Source organism: Bifidobacterium sp. WCA-178-WT-4B, assembly GCF_009696495.1.
Lineage (GTDB): Bacteria > Actinomycetota > Actinomycetes > Actinomycetales > Bifidobacteriaceae > Bifidobacterium > Bifidobacterium infantis.
Map to the genome: position 1 here is coordinate 158,091 of NZ_VULV01000001.1, position 21,192 is coordinate 179,282.

The 21,192-nt window shown below is 58.6% G+C and carries 21 protein-coding genes, 1 tRNA gene and 1 pseudogene; 3 read left to right on the plus strand and 20 right to left on the minus strand.

Going from position 1 to position 21,192, the window contains the following annotated elements:
• Positions 1-65: 65 nt before the first annotated feature.
• The 9 genes and pseudogenes from FYJ31_RS13140 to fbaA all read right to left on the minus strand — a co-directional run.
• A pseudogene (locus tag FYJ31_RS13140) lies at positions 66-191 on the minus strand (ABC transporter substrate-binding protein); the annotation flags it as partial.
• A 48-nt stretch (positions 192-239) separates the two neighbouring features.
• Positions 240-635, minus strand: a complete 396-nt coding sequence (locus tag FYJ31_RS00715) for a fluoride efflux transporter FluC (protein WP_003827961.1) — start codon at positions 633-635, stop codon at positions 240-242.
• Entirely contained in the window at positions 635-1,837 is a 1,203-nt protein-coding gene (locus tag FYJ31_RS00720) for a fluoride efflux transporter FluC (RefSeq protein ID WP_195839403.1), read from the minus strand. Before FYJ31_RS00720 ends, FYJ31_RS00715 begins: the two co-directional genes overlap by 1 nt.
• Before the next feature lie 27 nt (positions 1,838-1,864).
• The gene (locus FYJ31_RS00725) at positions 1,865-3,448 is read right to left on the minus strand and encodes a ClC family H(+)/Cl(-) exchange transporter (protein WP_003833659.1); all 1,584 of its coding nucleotides are present in this window, start codon (positions 3,446-3,448) and stop codon (positions 1,865-1,867) included.
• 23 nt (positions 3,449-3,471) lie between these two features.
• The gene (locus tag FYJ31_RS00730) at positions 3,472-4,758 is read right to left on the minus strand and encodes an adenylosuccinate synthase (RefSeq protein ID WP_007055899.1); all 1,287 of its coding nucleotides are present in this window, start codon (positions 4,756-4,758) and stop codon (positions 3,472-3,474) included.
• Between the two features lie 109 nt (positions 4,759-4,867).
• Positions 4,868-5,056: a hypothetical protein gene (locus FYJ31_RS00735; RefSeq protein WP_154535799.1), complete on the minus strand. Its 189-nt coding sequence runs from the start codon at positions 5,054-5,056 to the stop codon at positions 4,868-4,870.
• Between the two features lie 47 nt (positions 5,057-5,103).
• Entirely contained in the window at positions 5,104-5,496 is a 393-nt protein-coding gene (locus FYJ31_RS12620; protein WP_229773800.1) for a hypothetical protein, read from the minus strand.
• Positions 5,493-5,774 carry an AAA family ATPase gene (locus FYJ31_RS12625; RefSeq protein WP_229773801.1) on the minus strand — a complete coding sequence of 94 codons (282 nt, stop codon included), beginning with the start codon at positions 5,772-5,774 and terminating at the stop codon, positions 5,493-5,495. Before FYJ31_RS12625 ends, FYJ31_RS12620 begins: the two co-directional genes overlap by 4 nt.
• 90 nt (positions 5,775-5,864) lie before the next feature.
• Entirely contained in the window at positions 5,865-6,953 is a 1,089-nt protein-coding gene (gene fbaA, locus FYJ31_RS00745; RefSeq protein ID WP_012576570.1) for a class II fructose-bisphosphate aldolase, read from the minus strand.
• A 140-nt stretch (positions 6,954-7,093) separates the two neighbouring features.
• Here fbaA and FYJ31_RS00750 point away from each other — a divergent pair, with 140 nt between their 5' ends.
• Positions 7,094-7,732 carry a mismatch-specific DNA-glycosylase gene (locus FYJ31_RS00750; protein WP_154535712.1) on the plus strand — a complete coding sequence of 213 codons (639 nt, stop codon included), beginning with the start codon at positions 7,094-7,096 and terminating at the stop codon, positions 7,730-7,732.
• A gap of 430 nt (positions 7,733-8,162) precedes the next feature.
• Positions 8,163-8,321 (plus strand): hypothetical protein, encoded by a 159-nt coding sequence (locus FYJ31_RS12630; protein WP_229773802.1) that lies wholly within the window; start codon positions 8,163-8,165, stop codon positions 8,319-8,321.
• 221 nt (positions 8,322-8,542) lie between these two features.
• Here FYJ31_RS12630 and FYJ31_RS00760 read toward each other — a convergent pair whose 3' ends face one another.
• The 6 genes from FYJ31_RS00760 to FYJ31_RS00785 form a co-directional block, all read right to left on the minus strand.
• Positions 8,543-9,103, minus strand: coding sequence for a cysteine hydrolase (locus tag FYJ31_RS00760; protein ID WP_060621539.1), 561 nt, complete (start codon positions 9,101-9,103; stop codon positions 8,543-8,545).
• Positions 9,104-9,135: 32 nt separating this feature from the next.
• The gene (locus FYJ31_RS00765) at positions 9,136-10,605 is read right to left on the minus strand and encodes a purine-cytosine permease family protein (RefSeq protein ID WP_032745036.1); all 1,470 of its coding nucleotides are present in this window, start codon (positions 10,603-10,605) and stop codon (positions 9,136-9,138) included.
• Positions 10,606-10,729: 124 nt separating this feature from the next.
• On the minus strand, positions 10,730-11,674 hold the full coding sequence (locus FYJ31_RS00770) for a PfkB family carbohydrate kinase (protein WP_154535714.1): 945 nt from the start codon (positions 11,672-11,674) through the stop codon (positions 10,730-10,732).
• Positions 11,675-11,677: 3 nt separating this feature from the next.
• Positions 11,678-12,706, minus strand: a complete 1,029-nt coding sequence (locus FYJ31_RS00775; protein ID WP_154535715.1) for an ADP-ribosylglycohydrolase family protein — start codon at positions 12,704-12,706, stop codon at positions 11,678-11,680.
• Complete coding sequence (locus FYJ31_RS00780; protein WP_032745042.1) at positions 12,693-13,418, minus strand: GntR family transcriptional regulator; 726 nt, start codon at positions 13,416-13,418, stop codon at positions 12,693-12,695. Before FYJ31_RS00780 ends, FYJ31_RS00775 begins: the two co-directional genes overlap by 14 nt.
• 119 nt (positions 13,419-13,537) lie before the next feature.
• Positions 13,538-13,867 (minus strand): hypothetical protein, encoded by a 330-nt coding sequence (locus FYJ31_RS00785; protein WP_229773803.1) that lies wholly within the window; start codon positions 13,865-13,867, stop codon positions 13,538-13,540.
• Between the two features lie 790 nt (positions 13,868-14,657).
• Here FYJ31_RS00785 and FYJ31_RS12635 point away from each other — a divergent pair.
• Positions 14,658-14,858, plus strand: a complete 201-nt coding sequence (locus FYJ31_RS12635; RefSeq protein ID WP_229773812.1) for a tyrosine-type recombinase/integrase — start codon at positions 14,658-14,660, stop codon at positions 14,856-14,858.
• A 16-nt stretch (positions 14,859-14,874) separates the two neighbouring features.
• Here the strand turns inward: FYJ31_RS12635 and FYJ31_RS00795 are convergent, their stop codons facing one another.
• The 5 genes from FYJ31_RS00795 to FYJ31_RS00815 all read right to left on the minus strand — a co-directional run bounded on the left by FYJ31_RS00795 (position 14,875) and on the right by FYJ31_RS00815 (position 21,078).
• Complete coding sequence (locus FYJ31_RS00795) at positions 14,875-15,438, minus strand: DUF4411 family protein (RefSeq protein ID WP_154535716.1); 564 nt, start codon at positions 15,436-15,438, stop codon at positions 14,875-14,877.
• Positions 15,431-16,600 carry an ImmA/IrrE family metallo-endopeptidase gene (locus FYJ31_RS00800; RefSeq protein ID WP_032745044.1) on the minus strand — a complete coding sequence of 390 codons (1,170 nt, stop codon included), beginning with the start codon at positions 16,598-16,600 and terminating at the stop codon, positions 15,431-15,433. The genes FYJ31_RS00795 and FYJ31_RS00800 overlap by 8 nt, the downstream gene beginning before the upstream one ends.
• Before the next feature lie 429 nt (positions 16,601-17,029).
• Positions 17,030-18,142, minus strand: coding sequence for an MFS transporter (locus FYJ31_RS00805; protein WP_229773804.1), 1,113 nt, complete (start codon positions 18,140-18,142; stop codon positions 17,030-17,032).
• 186 nt (positions 18,143-18,328) lie between these two features.
• A tRNA-Gly gene (locus FYJ31_RS00810) sits at positions 18,329-18,402 on the minus strand.
• 156 nt (positions 18,403-18,558) lie between these two features.
• Positions 18,559-21,078, minus strand: a complete 2,520-nt coding sequence (locus FYJ31_RS00815; protein WP_154535718.1) for a LamG-like jellyroll fold domain-containing protein — start codon at positions 21,076-21,078, stop codon at positions 18,559-18,561.
• Positions 21,079-21,192 lie beyond the last annotated feature (114 nt).

Below are 21,192 nucleotides of genomic sequence, written 5' to 3' on the forward strand. Positions count from 1 at the left end.
TTGTATGCTCACGTGCTTACCGCTAATATTACATTCATTTACATTCTCTCGAACCTGTTCGACAGTCCGGCAACGAAATACAGCTTCTTAGTGTCGACTCCCGCGGAGGCGAGGGCCTTCAGCAGCGGCTTGGTCTGGTCGAATGCAATCACCAGCGTTGCATCCGGACTGGCGGCCTTGATGGCGGTTGCGCCCAGTCTCTTTCACGTTACTCAGCGACCGTCCGTGTAACGTGAAAATTACGCCGGATTGGCGAGCAGCGCAATGCCGAAACCGGTGGCCACGCAAATGAGAGGCACCGCGACGGTTGCTATTCCATAGCCCAGAGCCAGCGTAAAACGACGCTGGCGAATCAATGAAACCACTTCGTTGAGCGCCGTGGAGAATGTCGAGAAACCACCGAGAAATCCGACAACGAACATCATGACCGTGTCCATATCCACCGATTGCGAATAGTAGGACATCATGGCGATGCCCGCGCATAGCGAGGCGACGCCGTTGATGACGAGCGTGGATAGCGGGAAGTTGCGGTTCGTTCTTCGATTCTCGCGGTTCCAGCCTTGTTGAATTGACACGTCGAGCACGTAACGGGCCATGGCTCCCAGACCGCCGAACAGACAGATCATCCACATCATCAGCGCACCTCCCCGGTAGTCGGGTCGGCGACAAGCGAAATCTCCGCAGTGATCGGTTTGGGCTCGAAGCTGGGCGGAAGCGGGTTGGCCGGCTGCTGGATCGGCTGCGACTGCTGAATCGGCTCGGGCAGCTGCCCCAAGTCTGGAGTATCCGGCTCGCGCAACAACGGCTGCGATGACTGTGCCAGCTGAGGAACGGCCAGCGGAGGAATCTGCGGAACGTGGCCTGTCTGCATAGGCTGGATGGCAGTCGGCGGCACGGTTGGCGTTTCGACTCGCGGAACCTGTCCCGTCTGTGCAATCTGCTGGGCCGCCTGCGCGGCTTCCATTGCGGCCTGCGCGGCAGAACGCGCCACGTCGGCCACTTTCACATGGCGTACGCCCTGCGTGTCCGATTCGGCAGAATCAGACACGGAAACAGCTGAAAACGCACCCCGAACCCGCTTTCGAGTACTCCGTGACAGCAGTGCCTGCATCAGAACCACGCCGGCGGCGGCAGTGAGCAAACCGCCTGCAAAATTTCCCGCAAGATAGCCAAGCGCACTGGCGATATGCCGCTCGTGCAGACCTTCCATCGTTTCCAGCATCACGCCGGACATCGTCGAAAGCCCGCCGAGCAAGCCGAGCCCAACGCCACGGCTGACAACCTGCCGCACCCGGCGACGCAGCCACGAAGCGGTCGCCATGAATTCGGTCAGCATCGCGAACAGGAAGCAGGCGACCATATTCGACACAAACGTGCCCACAACGAATGGCGTCCCGCTGACCGACGGCAGGAGCATATCCAACGCATGCCGACAGCCGACTCCAACAAATCCACCGACGAACACCACAACATACATCAGTCCGTCGGCGAGCGGATTGAACCGCGCCTGCACACGTTTCATCGGTGCCAGGGGAATCGTAGGCGGATCCATGGTGTTAGCGGCGGGCGCGGTTGCACCAGCATGCGTCACCTCAACAGCGTCGATTGCCTGCGTGATGGGATGCGAGTCCTCACCCGCAGTCACCACGTCTCCCGGCGATTGTTCTTGCGATTCCATTGCGCTCCCCCTGTACTGGCCTTCCGCGGACAGCGTTGTTCCGCCCATAGGCCGTGCAACAACGAGCTGGGCCGCGGTTGCCACCTTCCTAACGCATATGAGTTTACACGGAGCGCCAACGTATGCACCCTGGATGTCCGATTCCGCAGATTCGTACATCCAGAGTCCAGCCGAATTCAGCCAGGCTCAGTCAAGCCGGGCATCACACAGCCGCCGCATCGCAGGTCGCACCTCGCGCTCCTCCTCGCCACTGAACAGCACCACCAGATAGTCGCCGGCACGCAGCCGTGTATCGCCGCGCGGCACGATCTCGCTTTCGCCGCGACGCAGGCCGATGATCAGGCACCCAGACGGCCAACGCACGTCACGCACCCGCTTGCCGTCCGCAATCGCTCCCATTTCCAATGGCAGTTCCATAATGCCGCTGCCCACATGGCTTGCGATCGCCATCTGCATGCCTTGCGCGCGCACGTACCGCTCCAGCAACTCCCCATAAATCGGTTTGGTGCGCAGCAAATCGGACACCAACAGCGCGATGAAAGCGACGGCCGCGACCGGCAGCATGTGCGTCAACGTTCCAGACATCTCCACAGCCAACAGAATCGACGTGATCGGCGTTTTCACGGACGCGGCGAGCGTGCCCGTCATCACGCACACCGCAAACACCGCCACTGCGTCGGATGGCAGATCACCGAATCGATGCAACACTTCACCGCAGATGCCGCCGGCCAACGAACCGACCGCAAGAATCGGCATGAAAATACCGCCAGGCGCGCCTGAGCCGAAACTCGTAGATGTGAACAGCATCTTCGCCACGAACAGCAGACACAGCATTCCCAAGCCGACGCGCGCATGTTCGGCGGTATCAATCAGATTCGAGCCGCCGCCGAGCACATCGGGCAACCAGATGCCGACAGGCAACGCGATCGCAATCGCAATCATCGGGCGGCTCCATGCCGGCAGTTTGCCGTACAGCGTCTGGAAGCCAAGCAACGAGCGGTTCATCAGCGAACCAACCAAACCGGCCACCAATCCCAACGGAATCAGCCACACATACTCTTCCAACGACAGCTGACCGATATCACCGAAATCCAAAACCGGACGCAGACCGAAACAGTATTTTGAGACGAAATCGGCGGTCAGCGATGCGGCGGTGGCGCCCATCAGAATCGCAGGGGAAAAACTCCGATGCACCCCTTCCAAAGCGAACATCATGCCGGACAGCGGCGCGCTGAACGCGGCGGACAAGCCGGCCGCGGCACCAGCGGTGACCAGATAATGCTCCTGCATGTCCTCACGGCGGCGGCCGCGCAAACGGTGGGATACACACTGCGCGCCCGACGCACCAATCTGAATGGACGGCCCCTCACGGCCGAGCGACAGACCAAACAACGCGCCCAACAGTCCACCGACGAAACGGACTGGCAGAATCGTCTGCCAACGCATCTTCAAGCCGCATATCACCACGCCGTTGGTCTGCGGGATGCCGCTGCCACCAGCCATCGGCTCCTTGCCGACCATCCACGCGATCGCCAGCGCGGCCGCCACCGCGGCAACCGCCCACGGCGCAATCAGCCACGGGGTCTCGCGAATCCGCGCATATATCCAACGGGACGCATCCGTGCCGTATTCGATGCCGAGACGGTATACGACAACCAGCAATCCTGAAACCAGACCAATGACTATGCCGGCCGCCGCCATCTTCCACTTCAAGTGGTCGAATCGCGGAATCAGCCGGCGGATATCATGTGCCGCGTCGTTACCAGTCAAGCCGGGAAATTCGTTGCAGACGGTCAGTCGACCAGCGAATTGATCTGGATGACATGATCGCGCTGCGGACCGGTGCCGATCGCGGAGATACGGCAGCCGCTCAGCTCTTCCAAACGCTTGACGTAGGCCTGGCAGGTGGCGGGCAGCTCGTCGAAGGAGTGGCAGTCGGAGATGTCTTCGTCCCAGCCGGGCATGGTCTCGTAAATCGGCTTGGCGGCGGCGAAAGCGGCCTGATCGGTCGGCATATCGTCGTGACGCTCGCCGTCCACGTCGTAGGCCACGCAGATCGGAATCTCCTTCAGGCCGGTGAGCACGTCGAGCTTGGTGAGCACGATGTCGGTCAGGCCGTTGACCTGGGAGGCGTAACGGTTGACGACCGCATCGAACCAACCACAGCGACGCGGGCGGCCGGTGGTCACGCCGAACTCGTGGCCCTGCTGACGCAGCCATTCGCCGGACTCGTCCAGCAGTTCGGTGGGGAATGGGCCTTCGCCCACGCGGGTGACGTAGGCCTTGGAGACGCCGATTACGCGGGTGATCTTGGTGGGGCCCACGCCGGTGCCGGTGCAGGCGCCGCCGGCGGTCGGGTTGGAAGAGGTGACGAACGGGTAGGTGCCGTGGTCCACGTCAAGCATGGTGGCCTGAGCGCCTTCAAACAGTACGGTCTTGCCTTCGTCAAGCGCCTTGTTGAGAATCAGGCCGGTGTTGGCCACGTACGGCTTGAGGCGTTCGCCGAGCTTCAGCAGCTCCTCGGTGGTCTGGTCCACGTCGATCGGACGACGGTTGTAGAGCTTGACCAGCATCTGGTTCTTCTGGTGCAGGCTGGCCTCCACCTTGTCGTGCAGATGGTCGGCGTTGAACAGGTCATGCACGCGGATGCCGACACGGTTGATCTTGTCCGCGTAGGCTGGGCCGATGCCACGGCCGGTGGTACCGATCTTGTGCTTGCCAAGGAAGCGTTCAGTCACCTTGTCGAGTGTGCGGTGGTAGGGCGCGATGATGTGCGCGGCCTCGCTCACCTTGAGGTGGGAGCAATCGATGCCGCGGGATTCCAGGCCGTCAATCTCCTCGAAGAGCACTTCCGGGTCCACGACCACGCCGTTGCCGATCACCGGGGTCAGGTTCGGGTTGATAATACCGGAGGGCAGCAGGTGCAGGGCGTACGACTCATCGCCGACTACCACGCTATGGCCCGCGTTGTTGCCGCCGTTGAAGCGCGCGACGTAATCGACCTTGGTGCCGATCAGATCGGTAGCCTTGCCTTTACCCTCGTCGCCCCACTGGGCACCAATAAGAACAATTCCAGGCATAACACACCTCCGCAACATCGCCTTTTCCGCCGAACACAGACTACCGTACAGCCTCTACCGCTGCCACGCCATATGCAGCCGCCGGCCTGTCCAAGCTACCCGCGCGCCCTCACGCGTCCGGCGCCGGCACGGCAGCCTCCGGCAGTCCGCGCAGAGCCGCGATCTTGTCTTCCAGCATCTGCACCAGCATGGGGGCAAACGACGGAGGGCGGCCGTCACTCTCCAAGGAACGCAGTATGTCCTCGCAGAATTCCTCCGTTTCCTCATCGGAAAGACCCTTAAGCATGTCGTACAGCATCTGCTGCACACCGGCACGCCTTGCCCGCAGCCGCTCGACGTTCAGTTTCAGCACCTTGTCGACAGCGCGTCGGCGGAGGACCTGCCCTTGCCGGTATACCAAGGTCCGGGGTGCCGAGGGACATAGTGCTCCACATGGGCGTCAACCGGCCGGTCCATGTCGTCGGGGCCCAGAATCCGGGACCGTGGGAACCGCTCCAGCATGTGCCCGGCGATCCTGCGTGTGCAAATAAGCAGTGGAATGCGTGGCCCACTTGGACCATTCGCGCTTTTCAGCGAACGAGCCCAAGACGGCGAATTCCCCATGACATCGCCGTGCGCGCTCACCGAAATCGGGAATTGCTGCTGGTAATCCACCGTCGACGTATTGTGCATTTCGATACGGGCCAGCCGCGCATCCGTACGGTTGAATGTCGGTTTGTCGATGTCGGGGATCTTCACCAGATACGTGCCAAGGCAATGATGGCGGCATCGAGAATCGACGTTTTGCCCGAGCCGTTTTCACCGACGATCACCGTCACCCAATTGCCACGGCCATCGGCACCTCGATCGCCTTCTACCTCGACGGCGCCCTCGCAATCGCCATCGGCGCGATCGTCAGACAGATCCGGGAAGGTGATCGACAGGTCGGAGAACATGCGGTAATTATGCAGGGACAACTGCCGCAGGCGCATTACATCCGGCCTCATGATACGATCATCCTCCGCCGGTGCGCTCATTGCAGTCCCCATCCGGCTGGCGAACAATCCATCAATGCCCTGATCTCATCACATGACCGCAGCCCGTCAGCGGTGCCGCCCGCCGCTTCGCTACTTCAATGCCTTGCCGGCCGAGCCGAGCTGCCGGCACGCCTCGACCACGCGGGCGGCCATGGCCGATTCGGCCTCGCGGCCCCAGGAGCGCGGGTCGTACAGCTTCTTGTTGCCGACCTCGCCGTCGATCTTGAGCACGGCGTCGTAATGCGCGAACATGTGGCCGGCGACCGCGCGCGTGAAGGCGTACTGCGTGTCCGTGTCGATGTTCATCTTGACCACGCCGTAGCTCACCGCGCGGGCGATCTCGTCGGGCGTGGAGCCGGAACCGCCGTGGAACACCAGCGCGAAGGGCTTGCGCTCGGGCATGTCCGGCAGCGCGCACGTGGACACCGCCGACGCGCCCAGCGACCCAAGACGGCCGTCGAGGGCCGCGTCCCACACTTCGGACTGGATGTCGCGCAGCAGTTCCGGGCGGAGCTTGACCACACCCGGCTTGTATGCGCCATGCACGTTGCCGAAGGTGAAAGCGGCCATATAGCGGCCGTGCTCGCCGAGGCCGAGCCGCTCCGCCACGCGCACGCCGTCGGTCGGCGTGGAATACAGCTTTTCGTTGATCTCCGCGGAATGGCCGTCCTCCTCGCCGCCGACCGCGCCGATCTCGATCTCCAGCACCGTATGCGCGCGGACGGATTTCTCGAGCAGCTCCGCGGCGATGTCCAGGTTCTCCTCCAGCGGCACAGTTGAGCCGTCCCACATATGCGACTGGAACGTCGGCTCTTCGCCGCGCTTGACCTGTTCGGCCTCGTGCGCGAGCAGCGGGCGGACCCAGCCGTCCAGGTACTGCTTGGCGCAATGGTCGGTGTGCAGCGCGACCGTGATGTTCGGGTAGCGCTTCGCCACCTCGTGCGCGAATGCGGCGAACGCGAGCGACCCGACCACGCGGTCGTTCACGCTTTGGCCGGAGAAGTAGGAGGAGCCGCCGACCGACACCTGGATGATGCCGTCGGACTCGGCCTCGGCGAATCCCTGCAGCGCGGCGTTGAGCGTCTGCGTGCTGGTCACGTTGATCGCGGGATAGGCGTATCCGCCGTGGCGGGCGGCATCCAGCATTTCGGCATAGCGTTCGGCAGTTGCGATAGTCATGGCTTCCATTATCCCGCCGCCGAGTGACGAATCGCATTGTCGGGGAGGCCTCGGCGGCGAATGTGCGCAAGATCACCTTGCCCGCGAGGCGCGGAGCTCACCGAATGGCGGTATGCCGCCGTAAGCGGGGCACGACTACCATGGAACCCGTGAGCGATATTCGACATTCTCCGCTGGAAGGCCGGCGGCCGAAGCGCACCGAGCTCGCCGGTTTCGTCGACGGCACGGTCGACGACATCCGCTGCCCGCACCCCAAACTGCTTATCGTGGGCATCAACCCCGGGTTATGGACGGCCGCGGTCAACGCACCCTTCGCCTATCCCGGCAACCGATTCTGGCCGTCGCTTTTCGCCTCGGGGCTCACGCCGTGGCAGGTGGACGCCAGTTACGGCCTGCGCCTTCGCGATGAGCGCATGATGATTGACCGCGGCATCGGGCTTACCAATCTCGTCAATCGCGCCACCGCGAAAGCGAGCGAGCTGAACACCACCGAGCTGCGTCATGGCGCCGATCGGCTGCGGGAGCTGTGCGCGAGGGTCCATCCCCGGGCCATTGCGATACTGGGCATCACGGCGTACCGACAGGCGTTCGCCGATAAGTCCGCCGCACTGGGGCTGCAGGACCTCACCGCGGAAGAGACCGACCGGTTCGGAGGCGCGCAGCTGTGGGTGATTCCCCAGCCCAGCGGGTTGAACGCGCACGCCACCATGCCGGTGCTGGTCGACTGGTGGCGCAGGGTCGCCGACGCGGCCGGTCTGGATCTCGCCGCCGCGCGCTAGTGTCCCACGCCGTTGATTCGTTTGTTAATTCTGGCTCCCCTCTCTGAGGGGAGCCAGACATTGTTAACGATTTAAGTTTTGCGTGATAATTGTCGTATGTGCCCGCCATGGACCCCACGGGCGTGAAGGTCCACCGGCACGCGACCGGGGCGCCGAAAAAGGGGCTCCCGGTCCGTCGGCGTCTCCCGGGGAGGGTGGAATACCAAAGTTCACGTGCCATCCGACGGCGGGAGCGCGGTCGTCGAGATCCGTCTGAGCCCGGGCAACGAGCGCGACGCGGTCCATGGGCACGCGCCCGCTCATGGACCGCGCGTACGGGGGTTCCACCCGGCTGCCGGCCGAGTCGTTCGGCCTGACGCCGGCCGCACCGCCCAAGGGGAACCGTGCGGCCCCATGGAATCGCGACAGGGAGGCGCACAAGGGGCGGAACATGGTCGAACGCGTCTTCAACCGCATGAAGCACCACCGCAAGGCCGCCACCCGCCACGACAGGCTCGACGAGACCCTCCTCGCCAACCCCTGGCCCATCCTCATCGCCATCTACCTGAAAAACACAGCCAAAAACCCAACTAGTGTAAACACACCCTAGGCAATCCTGCACTCCTCTTCCGACAGGTGCGAACATGCTTCTCCCATAGATGCAACATCCCTTCGGGCTGGTTTCCTAGACAGTTACCAATCTAACGGGTGTTGCACTTTCATTTAGACAACGGGGTGCAGCAAAACAAGAAGACCCCGCGTTGTTCCGCAATATGTTGGTTCGAGGAACAACGCAAGGCCCATTCGCCCGTGAATGCGTGTCGAATGCTGCTATGCCAGAATTGATTCAGTATCGGTCACCGTGACCAGTGGCTCGAACAAGCGCATTGTGTTGAGTGCCAACTCCTGGTTCTCCGGAGTGCTGCCGGCACAGGCATCAGCTGGCACGCGTACTGCCACACCACTATCGGCGGCGGCGAGCACGGTGGTGAGCACACAGCAGTCAGTGGCCACGCCGCAGACCGTGATCTTCTTAGCTCCGCCGATTGCTCCAATCAACTGCGAACCCCACTTGCCGAATGTGGTGCGGTCCACCACTTGGTGTCCTTCAGCGAGCGCCGCGGTCTCATCGGTGAAGTCGTACATCGGATCGTCCGGCGGTACCAGGAATTGCGGCCAGTTCTTGAAGTAGTCAACCCAGGCGCCCTTTGGCGGAATCGGCGCGATGTAGCGAGTGTAGACCACGCGGTCGCCAAACGCCTTGGCCAGTCTTCCGAACGGTTCGTCGGTACTGTAGTAGCTCCCTCCAGCACAGGCCCAAGTGGACCATTTACTTTCGGCAAATACTTTCTGGCGGTCGATGACAACCAGCCACTCGTCTTCTGCGATCATCATGCGCTCCTTTCCTACAGTTACGCCGCTTGTCAGTTGGCTTCAGACAGAGTCGTTTCAAACTCTGATAGGTCCGCCTCCTGCTTGGCGATGTCCTCACGCTGGAAGATCAATGCACCGAGCAGACCAACCAGCAGCGCTACGATTACGCCAAGGTTAGCTGAAGCCCAGCTGCCATCCTTGCCTCCGATCAGGAAGAGAAGATAACCTTGCCAGGTCAACCAATCTGCGGCGGTGTTAATCACGAGGCCCCAACCGAGGATGGTACCGACGGCGAGGATGATGAACGACTTAACGTTCCACTTGCCGTAGCGACCGTTCGGATCATACAGGTCGGGAGTGCTGTAGTCCTTCTTGCGAAGAATCACATCGGCCACAAACATGCCTGCCCACACGGCCATGGGCACACCTAGGGTGGTTAGGAAACCTTGGAACGGGCCAATAAAGGTATCGGAGAAGAAGGTCACGTAGACCACGCCCGCCACGGTGAGCGCGGCGGTCAGCCCAGCGGCCGCCGTACGGGGTAGTTTGACGCCAAAGCTCAGGAGTGCCAATCCATTGGAGTAGTTGTCCATGATAGATCCGGACATGAGGCCCAGCACAGCCACAAGGGTGTATGGGATGAGGTACCAAGTGGGCAGAATGGACGCCATGGCCCCAATCGGGTCGTTGCCGACGTTTTCAGCGAGTTTGGCGTTCGACCCAGCCAGCAGCAGACCGTAGAAGATGAGGAACACATTGGCGATGGATGCGCCGAACGTAGTCCAGAAGACGATGCCACCATTAGACGCCTTGCGCGGCAGATAGCGCGAATAGTCTGCCGCGATGTTCACCCACCCCAAGCCAAAGCCAGTCATGACGAAGAAGCAGCAGCCGAGCATGGCCGGCAGGCTGCCAGACGGAATCCGTCCGATGGCTGCGAAGTCAATGTGTCCCCAGCCGAGGATGAAGAATCCGACGGTGATCACACCGGTCACGATAGTGATGACCTGCTGGCAGTGCATGATCAAGTCATAGCCGAAGATGCCGGCGACCACCACCAGACCGACCACCACGATGGCGGAGATGAGCTTCGGCGCGTCACCAGAACCCCAGCCGAGTTTGGTGATGGTGGAAGACAGAGCAAGCACCGCAGTGGTGGTCAGGGAAATTTCCCAGCCCAGTGTAGCAATCCAGCTCAACGCAGCCGGCACTTTGGCACCTTCCACTCCGAAGGTGGCACGGGTAAGCACCATGGTCGGCGCGTTGCCGCGCTTGCCCGCTATGGATATAACGCCTACCAGCAGGAATGATACGACCACGCCGATGATGGCCATGATGGTGGCCTGCCAGAGGGAGATACCGAATCCCAGAGCCCATGCGCCGTATGACATGGCAAACATGGAGATGTTCGCCGCGAACCAAGGCCAGAACAAGCTGCCCGGTGTGCCTTTGCGCTCGTCTTCGGAAATTGTGTCAATGCCCTGCTCCTCGACAGTGAGGGCTCCTCTATCCTTACTCATTTCGTAAGGTCTCCTTTGCTTCGTTGCACTTTGCAGAAAGCGCCCAGACCGGTGAGAACGTCCTTCCCTCATGCTCTCACACCGTGCGGGCACATCATCTTATGGTCAAACTGACCAAACGCTCTCATGACGAGAGCATTTCCCTCACCTCCTTTCTTGTAGGGCATGTGGCCGGCCCCCGTCGTGTCACTGCAATGGAGGCCGCCGCATTTGCAGTTCTGACCGCCTCATGGAGCACTATTCCACAGCTCAGTTCGGCACACAGTACACCAGCGTGGCAGTCACCAGCACCATTGGTGTCGATGGCATGGACCGGGCATCCTGGAACGAGTTCAGCATCCATGTCCGGCCGAGCCAGCCATGCGCCGCCCCTGCCGATACGGACGATCAACGTGGAGTCCAGCAACCGCGCCATCTGTTCGATTAGGGCACGGGACGTGAACCGGTCGCCCGGCAATCCCAGACGCTTCGCGACAATAGCCGCCTCCCGTTCATTGCATGACCAAATCGGACGGTATCTGACCACTTCGTCAAACGTCTCGTCGTTGATATGAGCCACCACCGGCGACGGGTCGAACAACGCAGTGAAGTTCCGTCCTACCGAGGTCCGCCGTATGAAAGCCCGTAATCCTTCACCAGTATGATGCGCGAAGGTGTATCCACTGATATGTAAGACATCACCGTCAGACGGATCGATGTTATGGAAGGTGTCTTCGTCGCCGTAGGCTTCGGCACCGCGCGTCGAGATGAAGGTTCGTTCGGCTGCGGCGTCGGTCAGTGCTACGCAGAATCCGGAATCCCTGTCCACATCATCGGAACCGATGTGACGAATTCCTTCATTTTTGAAGACTTCACGAATCATGTCCGCCCAAGGACCAATGCCAAGGACGCCGGCGTGGCATGCTGCGACGCCCATCTGACGTACCGCATGCAAGGTATTGTAACTCGCTCCGACGCAGATTCCGACCTTGTCGGCGAACACATCCTCGCCTGGTTGGGGGATTTTACCGACGCTCATGGTCAGATCGACAATCACCTGCCCCAGCGAGATAACGGCTCCACGTCCCATGGTTCAGCCTTCCCGTTCCCTCAAGGCGAGTAGTCCCGCCACCGTTCGGCTCACGTCAAGCCGGTTGTCGTCCTTGAGCCGGCGTAGCACCTGGCCGACAATAGCTTGGTCGAAACCATCCACCCCATGCCACGCACCGAGCATCGCGCCCGTAATCGCGGCGATGGTGTCTGTGTCGCCGCCGAGGGAGGCCGCAAAGCACAGTGCCTCGGTGGGTCTGTCGAAGAAACGGGTTGCGATGGCGAACGCCGCAGCTACGGATTCGTTGGCCTCCACGCTGGTGCCACAGTCGCGCCGGAGGATGACGGCGAAGTCATCATCGGATATGGTGACGCCTTCGCTGATGACCCGTTCCATGAACATCTTCACGCGAGCCACGACGGACGCTTTGGCCGACCAGTTGCCGCGCGGCGGCTGCGATTCCACGAACTCCAACGCCTTCTGAAGGAAATCACGTCTCCCTTCAACTGCGAAGCTCACGGCGGCGGATACAAGCATGGTCGATTCGATGCCCTGGACCGTGTTGTGAGTCACCACGCAAGATCGCCAGGCTTCCTCGGCCAAAGCCTTCCCCGGTCTAAAAGCTATGCCTACTGGGGTGGCGCGCATAGCGCCACCGTTCGTGGTGCCGAATCGACCAGTATGTTCCGGTTCGACGCCATCCGTCAGTGCTTGCAACGCGGCTCTGGTGGACGGGCCAAGTAAATCGAGCGAGCCCCGCGCCTTCATTTTCATCTCCCAGCGCAGGAGATCTTGGGCGTACGCGTCGTTGTCGATTCGACCGTCATCCTCGATAAGGCGATTGGCCAGTACGAATGCCTGTTCCGTATCGTCGGTCACCGACCCAGCCGGCATATTCGGCGCGATTGGCTGCTGCGGCACAGCGTCCATCAGCGAATGGATTAGACCGCCGTAATATTCGACGATTTGCGTGGCTGACATACTTTGGGTAGGCATCCCAAGCGCGTCGCCGACGGCGAGACCTATCATTGCGCCACGGGCACGTTCGGTCAGATGTTCATCGATCACCATGGTTTCCTCCAGTTTCTCCTGTGGTGACATGCAGCGTGAAGTGGCCCGGATCGAGGAACGAACGCACGTATTCGACCAGCGCGCCGTCATCTCCGAAGTTGTGCCGTTCGGACAACAGAAACACCGTTCCCGGGGTCTTTTCCAGCGTTTCGGCAATCGGGCCGAGCCTATCGGCGGATACGTTCATATATCCGGAGGCTGTCCGAAGCCCGGCCTGTTCCATGGTTTTCAAAATGGAACCGTCGATAAGACCCCCCGCACGTTCGATTACTCCACATAACGCCGGGATGGCAGGTAAGTATGAGACCTCGTACGAGACCGGTGCCGACCTGAAAAGCCGACGGCGGGCAATTTTATAGAAGCGTTCACACTCACTCTCCCCTTCCAGCGACGAAGGACGATCAACCAACGCGATGGACAGCAGTTCTGTTGTAGTCGGCGCTCCTGAACGCAACGAGGCCGAAGTCCATCCGTCCGGCCCGCTCATGCTACCGCCATTGAACGCCACATAACTGCCCGATCCCATACGGGTTTCGATTAGTTCCGCCTTCTTCAATTGTTCCAAGGCCCTGCGCACAGTGCCGCGGGAGACCTGGTACTCCTCGGCCAGGCGCGTTTCGGACATGATTCTGTTCCCTGGCTTGAGTGTGCCATTCCTAATCTGCGAGGCGAGCTCGTGCCGCAGATGTTCCGTCCGGGTGTAAGCAGTCATCTTCGACCTCCAGAACAACGCTGATACAATCGGCATTGACATTGAACAACTGTATACAGGATAACACAGGTTTGTACAAGTTGCGTCATCCTCGTTGTCTGTTTAGAACTGCAACGCCTCTATTGGTCCTGTAATTCCAGCAATTCGTCGACGAACGCCTCATTGGGTGTCAGGTAGTTCGGCACGCGCATGGGACGGCTGTCGGTCTCGTCAACAATCTCCCTGATTTTCTTCGCCACGTCCATCCTGATCTCGCAGCGTCTGGACAGGTACCGGCGGATCATGCCGTTACGGTTCTCGTCACCTCCCCGCCGACGGCTGGAGCACGAATCAGAAGTACATGGCCATGGTCGGCTCATCGCGCGATCGGGCGCGCGGGCGAACACGGTGCCATCGTCGTGCGTGACGCCGACGCACGCGACGTCCGGCGACGGACCGAACATCGTCATCCGCGACCTTCTTCTTCGCCTCACTTGTAATCTATCTGCACCCGACATACGCCGCGATGAGCCGTGCCTACCTCACCGATTAGTCATTATGATACGGATCAGTGCGAATATCGAATATGTGGCAACACCTCCGCCGATGGAAAAACGGGCAGACGCGCCTGCAAAGCACAGCCTGCTCGTTGTGTACGGAATGCTCCTACCCTCGAGCCAATCGAATGCTAGTTGCGTTCATGGAATGACGCCTTACGACCGATGGCGACGGCAGCAGTGGACAGTAACGCCATCACCGATAGCACACCTACCACCGAAACACCGGTATTCGGTAGGTTGCCCGATTTATCGGCATTGACGTGCCGCTGATTGGGTTTGCCCTGCTACGATTCCGAAGAGCAGCCGGGTTTGCCGATGCTACCACTCCCATTACCGACGTTAGTCTTGCCAATGCATCCGGCAATTACCGGGCTTAATCTTGACGCTGGGCTTCTGCGGCCTCTGATGGGGCGAGGCGGCTGCATTGCGCGTCAAGCATGTGGATGTCCAGAACAACCGACTTAAGGTGCGCCTAAGTTGGGTGCGTTCTGGCAGAAAACATTTTGAGGGAGCTCCGAAAACATGGGAGATACGGGACGTTCCCGTTCCAAAGCAAGTAATGGAGGCCCTCAAAAAAGCAATGCGAAGGTAAGGATGCCGAGGATTTGGTGTTCACCTCACCTTCTGGCGGCCACCTGCGCGAGCAATCCGCGAAAACCACGGTTGGCACTCAAGAGCATTGCGCGATTCCGGCGTTCCCATGCTAACCTGCCATGACCTTCGCCACACAGCGGCATCTATCGCCATCAGCTCCGGAGCCAATGTCAAGGCCGTACAACGTATGTTGGGTCATCAGAACGCGGCCATGACGCTGGATACTTATGCAGACCTATTCGACACCGATCTTGACGACGTGGCAACATCTATCAGCAACAAGATCGCAACCGCAGGAACTATGTAAGTCAATCAGACCTTAACTAGAATGCCGGTTGTATCGGATAAGCACTATGGGTGAGACCGCCACTTGCGTCATAAAATTCACGCAAACCCATGGTATGCACGCCCAAAGCTTCAGCCACATCGGGAATTTTGGGCTCCCTTTTTAAAGGCTGATTACGCGTCGGCTTTACCGCCTGCTCATTTGTCACGACGGCGGCATGAAGGACTTTGGCAGCAGCAATGAGCCAAGGATCGGCTTTATCTTCAGGCTCCCACTGCGCATACGAGGCAGAACGATAACAGCCACATGTAGCCAAATAATCTTGCACCTGGGCATAAGCCGCACCAATCTCATCGGTCTTATGACTAATTTGGCGTTCACTAAAAATAGCTTCAGCCCACTGCCCTAATTCATCGATTTGGCCTTTACTATTCTTATGCGTTATTTCCTTATAAACGGAATCAAGTAGAAGCACCTTCCCCTCAGAAGCCAATTTCTCTAGCCAACGCCAGAAAGAATGAAATTCTTTATATGAAAAAGGATGATGGGTACGAAATGAGCTAATAAAAATATCTGAATCAAGCAAAAATAAATCACTCATTCGCCATCCCCTTCACCTGGAGTAGGCCATCATAAGCCTGGATGGATTTCACACCCAGCAAAGAAAAACCATCAGAGTAACTCAGAGAACCACGGTCAATGCTGCTCTTCACTAATCCAACGAAACCGCTATCTAGATGGAATGCATTCGTGTTGTTCTGATTGCCGCCTTTTGCATCACTACTGCGTGTTTTACTAAGACGCTCCCGCATCTCTTCAGACACAGTCTGCACATCTTCATCAGCAGCCAGCCCCAAGTACCTGGCATGAATGGTGAGCGCTAACGCACTAAGGCCATAGCGCCTCGCACATTCATTAGCAATCATCAATATATCGTTACTTCTGCGGCTGGACTCTTTCCAGTAGCTACAAAAATCTTGATTATCCACGACAGATTGAACGACAGCCCGGTTAATAAGCCTCTCAACCCGCGTTTCACCCATTGCAAAATCATCATTAAAGATTTCGTTACTTCCGAGCAGGACATGACCAATCTCATGAAGCAACGAAAAAAGCATCGCAGAATAGGAATCATTGCGATTGATAAAAATCAATGGGGCCGTCGGGTCCAAGAGAACAAATGCACGAAATTCCTGTACGCTTAAGCGCCTGTGAGAAGTCCCCACTTTGGAATCAACCATCACAATCAGACCATTTTCGCTGGCTCGCTGCCTAATGTATCGGAACTGCTCCTCCACAGTTTTGCGCGCATACCATGCATCATCCAGCTGAAGTTTCTCACGAATCGCCTTCCCAAGCTCTTCAGCGGATATGTCAGAAGCAACGCTGCCGACAAGCTGGTTCTCATCAAGCCCCCGTGCAGAGAGCTCATCTTTAGCCCAATCTTGACGGTTACGCATTAGACGGATCACGTCTCGCAAATCTCTACTCGGCTCGACTCCGTGATTCTTAATGGTACGGTACTGAACCAACTCATCCTCATGCTGCTCAGGAACGGAGGAGCGCACAAGACTGCCGAATGGCATTTGCAGCGCCTTCCCTATATCCGACAGCTTACTGAAGGAGAGACGAAGCGGTTCACTAGAACTCAGCCATTCCGGAAAATCTGCCAAACCTCGTCTGGCAGCCACAGCAGCAGGATCAGCATTACTTGTTTTAACGGCCCAACGGAGCGTGGCTGGATAAACGGTTATTTCAGCCATAATGCACTCCTTTCCTGCCTAGGCCAAAATCGTTTACCATACCAGATGATAATGCGATGATGTCTCGCGACACGAATTCTCTTAGATCCCAGAATTACTCATAACCATTCAAAAAATAGGTTACCAAGAGAAATCATCCAACCTGAACAGTCAAGCGCTCTCGTGACAACACGATGACAACAATTCGGCAAAAATCGTGTGATCGAGCAAGTGCCTACATAATTGAGAATCATTGGAATGATTAGGTTTTGCAGCCTCAGCGTTGAAGCGAGTGGAGCGGACGACGGGAGTCGAACCCTACCTGGCCGATGCCGAAAAGCCGCTGATCATCGCAAGAATACAAGCTACTGAGAAGCAAAGTCGGCGAAAGGTCTTGGAATTCCCGTTCCAAGACCTTTCGCCGATTCCTATTGGTTCTTCGATTTAAAGCTAGGCGATAGCCTTTCGACTGTTGATGGCGATACCGGATGTCAGCACAAACAGCAGCGTCAGGATCGCCAGCATGGTCCGCCATCCGAGGAATTCGATGACGGAGCCGGCCAACAGACTGCCGATGACCTGTCCGCATACGAGGAAGAACTCGCCCTTGCCTCTGGCCGACGCCACTTCGTCGGCGGAATACGAGCTCACCAGCAACACCGTGCCCTCGTTGTAGCCGAGTGCCCAGGCGACGGCGATGCCCAGCAATGCCATCGCGACGAGCGGAGCGTTCTGACCTAGACCCAACAGACAGCTGACAAGACCTAGCCCTAGAGCAAGAGATACAAAGACCGTGTGAGAGCGTTTCTTGGAGTTGAGCAGTGGAATCAATGCCATGGGCAGGTACATGCCGAGCATGTGCAGTTGCATGGCCTGCATGCGCGTGCCGTCGGATTCGTGCAGCACATGTTCCATCACCAGCGGGGCGCCGGCCATGATCATGGTCATGGCGCAGCACACGGTGAATCCCAGGGCGATGCCGAGCAGAAAGCGCGGGCGGCGCAGAAGCTCAAGCAGGCCGACCTTCTGCGCCGAACCAACGGGCTGCCGCGTGCCTCCGATCTGCTGGTCTGCCGGGAACATCGCCACCGTCACCAGAGCGAGTATGCCGAGGACGCTTACGATGAGATAGGAGCCTGCGTAGTGGACGGGGAACAGTCCCTCGGCCCACGTCGCCAGCAACGGGCCGACAATCGCGGCGATGACGCCTGCCGACAGCACCACGGACACGGCCCGGTCCTTTTTATCGGTGTTGAGATCGGCCGCCGCGTAACGGTAGTAGTTGGAGGCCGCCTGATAGATGCCGACCGCGAACGTGCCGACGCACAGAAGCGGGAAATTGTGGAACCATACCGCGCAGAACGAGCTGATTCCGCCGCATATGGCGATGACCGCCCCAGCCTCGAACACATGCTTGTGCCCGATGCGGGCGATGAGGCGATTGACGAAGGTATTGGCGAACACCGTCCCCAACGCAATCAAGGCGATCGGTATCGTCGCCATCCACGCGAACGGGGCCAGCTCACTGCCCACGAGCGCAGTGACCGTTAAGTCAACGCTCATCGCAGCGAGACTCAGTCCCTGCGCAACAAACAAAACCCTAGTGGCGCGCTGTTGACCACGCATTAGAAGCCTCCCCTCATGTCCGCAGGAATCACTATCTCATCAAAAGACCAAGTGATTGAGCAGGTGTCTACAAGATTAAAAAAAACGTTGGAATGATTGGATGGTCTCACCATTTGAGACAAGTGGAGCGGACAACGGGAGTCGAACCCGCCTCTAAAGCTTGGGAAGCTTTCATTCTACCGATGAACTATGTCCGCACGTGCGCTGCCAACACTCTTGGCGTATTGCACGAAGAGTCACTTTAGCATGACTTCTCTACCTGGAAAAGGCGTGTGCCGGAACTTGAACAATGCTCCACCACACGCCTTTGGTGTTATTCACAGCTAGACAATGCCCGAATTGCCTTTCCGGGCCTATCTACGCCGAACGACTTTCAGCGTCAGCGCCGCACCAACAAGTACCAGTGTTACGGCCAACAATCCAGCCGTGTTCACACCTGTTGCGCTCAAACGGTCAGCAGCATTGGCTTCCTGACTGGCGGAGGACTTGTCCGCGCCGGAATCGGAATCGTGCGAACCGCCTGGCTGATTAGCATCCTGGCCACCAGCGTCTGATCCACCGTCCCCGCCATTGCCGCCATTCCCGTCATCTCCGCTATTCGTTTCCTGCAATGCCTGCTGTGCTGAACGCAGGGCGACCGCAGCGGCACTGAGGTCGGCCGGGGCGGCACGGAAGTCTTCGACCCGCACCAGCGCCGTGGTATAGGCATCGGCGAACGCAGACCACGTTGCATCGCTATAGTTTCCCTGGCCAGCTTCAACCACACGCTTAGCCGCAGTCAAGGCCTGGCGCACCGTTTGCTTGGCGGCCGGGCCGTCGCCCATCGCGTTGGTATATGATGCGGCAACTTCATCGTCAGAGAACACTTGGCTGGAGATGCGCGCAAGAGCAACGTACCCTTCCTTCATCTGGTATTCCGGAGCGCCAGAGCCGCTGGTATCCGCACCGATGAAGAAGTATTTTGCGCCGTTGGACGGAATCACCAAGCCGCTCTTAGCCGACGCCGAATCAACCTTCTCGCCATTCAAATACAGCGTTACGGTGTTGCCATCGTATACGGCACTGGCGTGATACCAAGTATCGGGCTGAATAGCCACTGCTGGCTTGGCTCGGCCACTCCCGGCATTCAGCCAGAATTCCAGTTTGCCGTTCTCGACTTCAAAGCCGAATCCCGCATTTTGCTGATTGGAAAAGACACACTGGTCCTTCTGCACATCCGCAATCGAGAATACGACATCCGTGGTGAATCCGTTGGCGATGGCGTTGTAGTCCTCGTCTTCCATCGTGTACCGGTATCCACCATCTCCGCCACGCACACGCAGCACTTGCTGGCCGAGCTCGGCGTTATCCTCGATTGTGGAAACGCCACCCTGCTTAACGGACTGGTGAGCGTAGTAGTCATCGGCCGAGCCACTGCCAAAATCAACATCGAACATCGGGCTGGGAGCAGGGGCCTCATTGGTGGTCACACTTGTCTGGCCGCTGGCGATCACGGCACCGGCAGCCCCGTTCTCCTCTTCAAACGAGGTCAGCGCCTCGACCGTGGCTGTGTATTCCGTCTGCGGCGTCAGGCCTTTAACGGTAACGGACCACCTGCTTTTCTGGGTCGGCACGGCTCCAGCAGCCCCGACCCCAGCCTTGGCATAGTAATAATCGTTGAACACGGATTTGGATACCGCCTCGCCGCCGTTCTTAGGCGTCATCGTGATGCGATATGAGTGAATCATATTGTTGTTCGTGCCGTCAGCGGGCTTGGCTGCCGGGAAGGTGACAGCAGCACTGTTCCCGGTGGTCTTCGCAGTGTCAAAGCCTACCGACGCGCCGTCCGGGAACATGGCCGGGGTACTTGGACGATTCTTGCCATACACGTTAGCCTTGGCTCCATCGGCGGTAATGGTCCATGGTTCGTCAGGATATATCCACGTGCCGGTTGCGAAATTCATCCTATGCACTTTCACCGTGCCGTCCCGATACACATCGACCAACAACCCCTGCGAGGCCAGCTCGGAATCGGCCGGCCGAGTGGCGGCAGTACCGGTAATAGGATCCACCTTGCCGCTTTCATTCTCGAAATAGGCGCCAATCGTACCGTCTTGGATGCTGGTGTACCCCAAGCTCTGATCAATTGAGCGCGCGTCTTCCAACGTGGCGTGGGAGTGTCCGGAAACCTGAATGATCTGAGGATACTGTTGCATGAGTTTCACCAGGTCGTGGTCGGTACCGGCACCGTACTCGCCGTACCATTCGTTGGTCACATAGGCGGTATTCTGCACGCCGTGATGGGTCAGCACGAAAATCGGGCGGTTCGGATCGTAGTTCGCCCGAGAGGTGATGCGGTCAAGCGTAGTCTTCAGGAAATCGTAATCCGCCCGATAATCGTCATCCTCGTTCTGCGGTCCCATCGTGATGACATCGACGCCGTTGACTTCGACCAGTTTGTTCATATCTTGCCCGGTGTACTTCTTGAAACGTTGCGGCGAATCTGACACACCCGCATCAAGTGTTTCATGATTGCCCATAGCCAGAATGACCTGTTCGGAATCATCCGTGCCGGTGTTCAACGTATCCATCAAGGTCTGGTACTGGCCGACTTGACCGGAATCAGTAAGATCGCCGGAAAAACCGACCGCATCTACGCCCGATTGGCGGTAAGCGTTCAACGCATTCTTGAGCTTGTCTACAGCAGAACCATATTTGCCGCTGTCGCGCCCCACGTGAATATCACTGCCGAAACCGAATCGCGCCACGACATCCTTATCTCGCGGCAAATCCCATGTTGCAGACTGCTCGGCATGCGCGGACGGAGCTGCCAGAACGCTAGCTAGCACCATAACCACAGCTGACACCACAGGTACAGCGTAACGTCTTTTCATTGTTTTCTCCTTGTGTTCATGCTCATGCGCTCACGTGTTTCCATGGTTCAGCGACATCAGCGAGTACACGCTAGAAAACAGCGATTACAGTTGCCCGACAAAGACGTGGCTCAC

Excerpts from the sequence above, each read along its gene's own strand:
- FYJ31_RS00775 (WP_154535715.1), bottom strand. The coding sequence starts at position 12,706 with ATGGTGATCGATGAACATCTGACCGAACGTGCCCGTGGCGCAATGATA.
- FYJ31_RS00800 (WP_032745044.1), bottom strand. The coding sequence starts at position 16,600 with ATGGCTGAAATAACCGTTTATCCAGCCACGCTCCGTTGGGCCGTTAAA.
- FYJ31_RS00735 (WP_154535799.1), bottom strand. The coding sequence starts at position 5,056 with ATGCTGTACGACATGCTTAAGGGTCTTTCCGATGAGGAAACGGAGGAA.
- FYJ31_RS12630 (WP_229773802.1), top strand. The coding sequence starts at position 8,163 with ATGGTCGAACGCGTCTTCAACCGCATGAAGCACCACCGCAAGGCCGCC.
- FYJ31_RS00730 (WP_007055899.1), bottom strand. The coding sequence starts at position 4,758 with ATGCCTGGAATTGTTCTTATTGGTGCCCAGTGGGGCGACGAGGGTAAA.
- FYJ31_RS00760 (WP_060621539.1), bottom strand. The coding sequence starts at position 9,103 with ATGATCGCAGAAGACGAGTGGCTGGTTGTCATCGACCGCCAGAAAGTA.
- FYJ31_RS00795 (WP_154535716.1), bottom strand. The coding sequence starts at position 15,438 with ATGAGTGATTTATTTTTGCTTGATTCAGATATTTTTATTAGCTCATTT.
- FYJ31_RS00715 (WP_003827961.1), bottom strand. The coding sequence starts at position 635 with ATGATGTGGATGATCTGTCTGTTCGGCGGTCTGGGAGCCATGGCCCGT.
- FYJ31_RS12625 (WP_229773801.1), bottom strand. The coding sequence starts at position 5,774 with ATGAGCGCACCGGCGGAGGATGATCGTATCATGAGGCCGGATGTAATG.
- FYJ31_RS00805 (WP_229773804.1), bottom strand. The coding sequence starts at position 18,142 with ATGAGCGTTGACTTAACGGTCACTGCGCTCGTGGGCAGTGAGCTGGCC.
- FYJ31_RS00765 (WP_032745036.1), bottom strand. The coding sequence starts at position 10,605 with ATGAGTAAGGATAGAGGAGCCCTCACTGTCGAGGAGCAGGGCATTGAC.
- FYJ31_RS00815 (WP_154535718.1), bottom strand. The coding sequence starts at position 21,078 with ATGAAAAGACGTTACGCTGTACCTGTGGTGTCAGCTGTGGTTATGGTG.
- FYJ31_RS00770 (WP_154535714.1), bottom strand. The coding sequence starts at position 11,674 with ATGGGACGTGGAGCCGTTATCTCGCTGGGGCAGGTGATTGTCGATCTG.
- FYJ31_RS00750 (WP_154535712.1), top strand. The coding sequence starts at position 7,094 with ATGGAACCCGTGAGCGATATTCGACATTCTCCGCTGGAAGGCCGGCGG.
- FYJ31_RS00785 (WP_229773803.1), bottom strand. The coding sequence starts at position 13,867 with ATGACGATGTTCGGTCCGTCGCCGGACGTCGCGTGCGTCGGCGTCACG.
- FYJ31_RS00780 (WP_032745042.1), bottom strand. The coding sequence starts at position 13,418 with ATGACTGCTTACACCCGGACGGAACATCTGCGGCACGAGCTCGCCTCG.
- FYJ31_RS12635 (WP_229773812.1), top strand. The coding sequence starts at position 14,658 with ATGCTAACCTGCCATGACCTTCGCCACACAGCGGCATCTATCGCCATC.
- fbaA (WP_012576570.1), bottom strand. The coding sequence starts at position 6,953 with ATGACTATCGCAACTGCCGAACGCTATGCCGAAATGCTGGATGCCGCC.
- FYJ31_RS00720 (WP_195839403.1), bottom strand. The coding sequence starts at position 1,837 with ATGTACGAATCTGCGGAATCGGACATCCAGGGTGCATACGTTGGCGCT.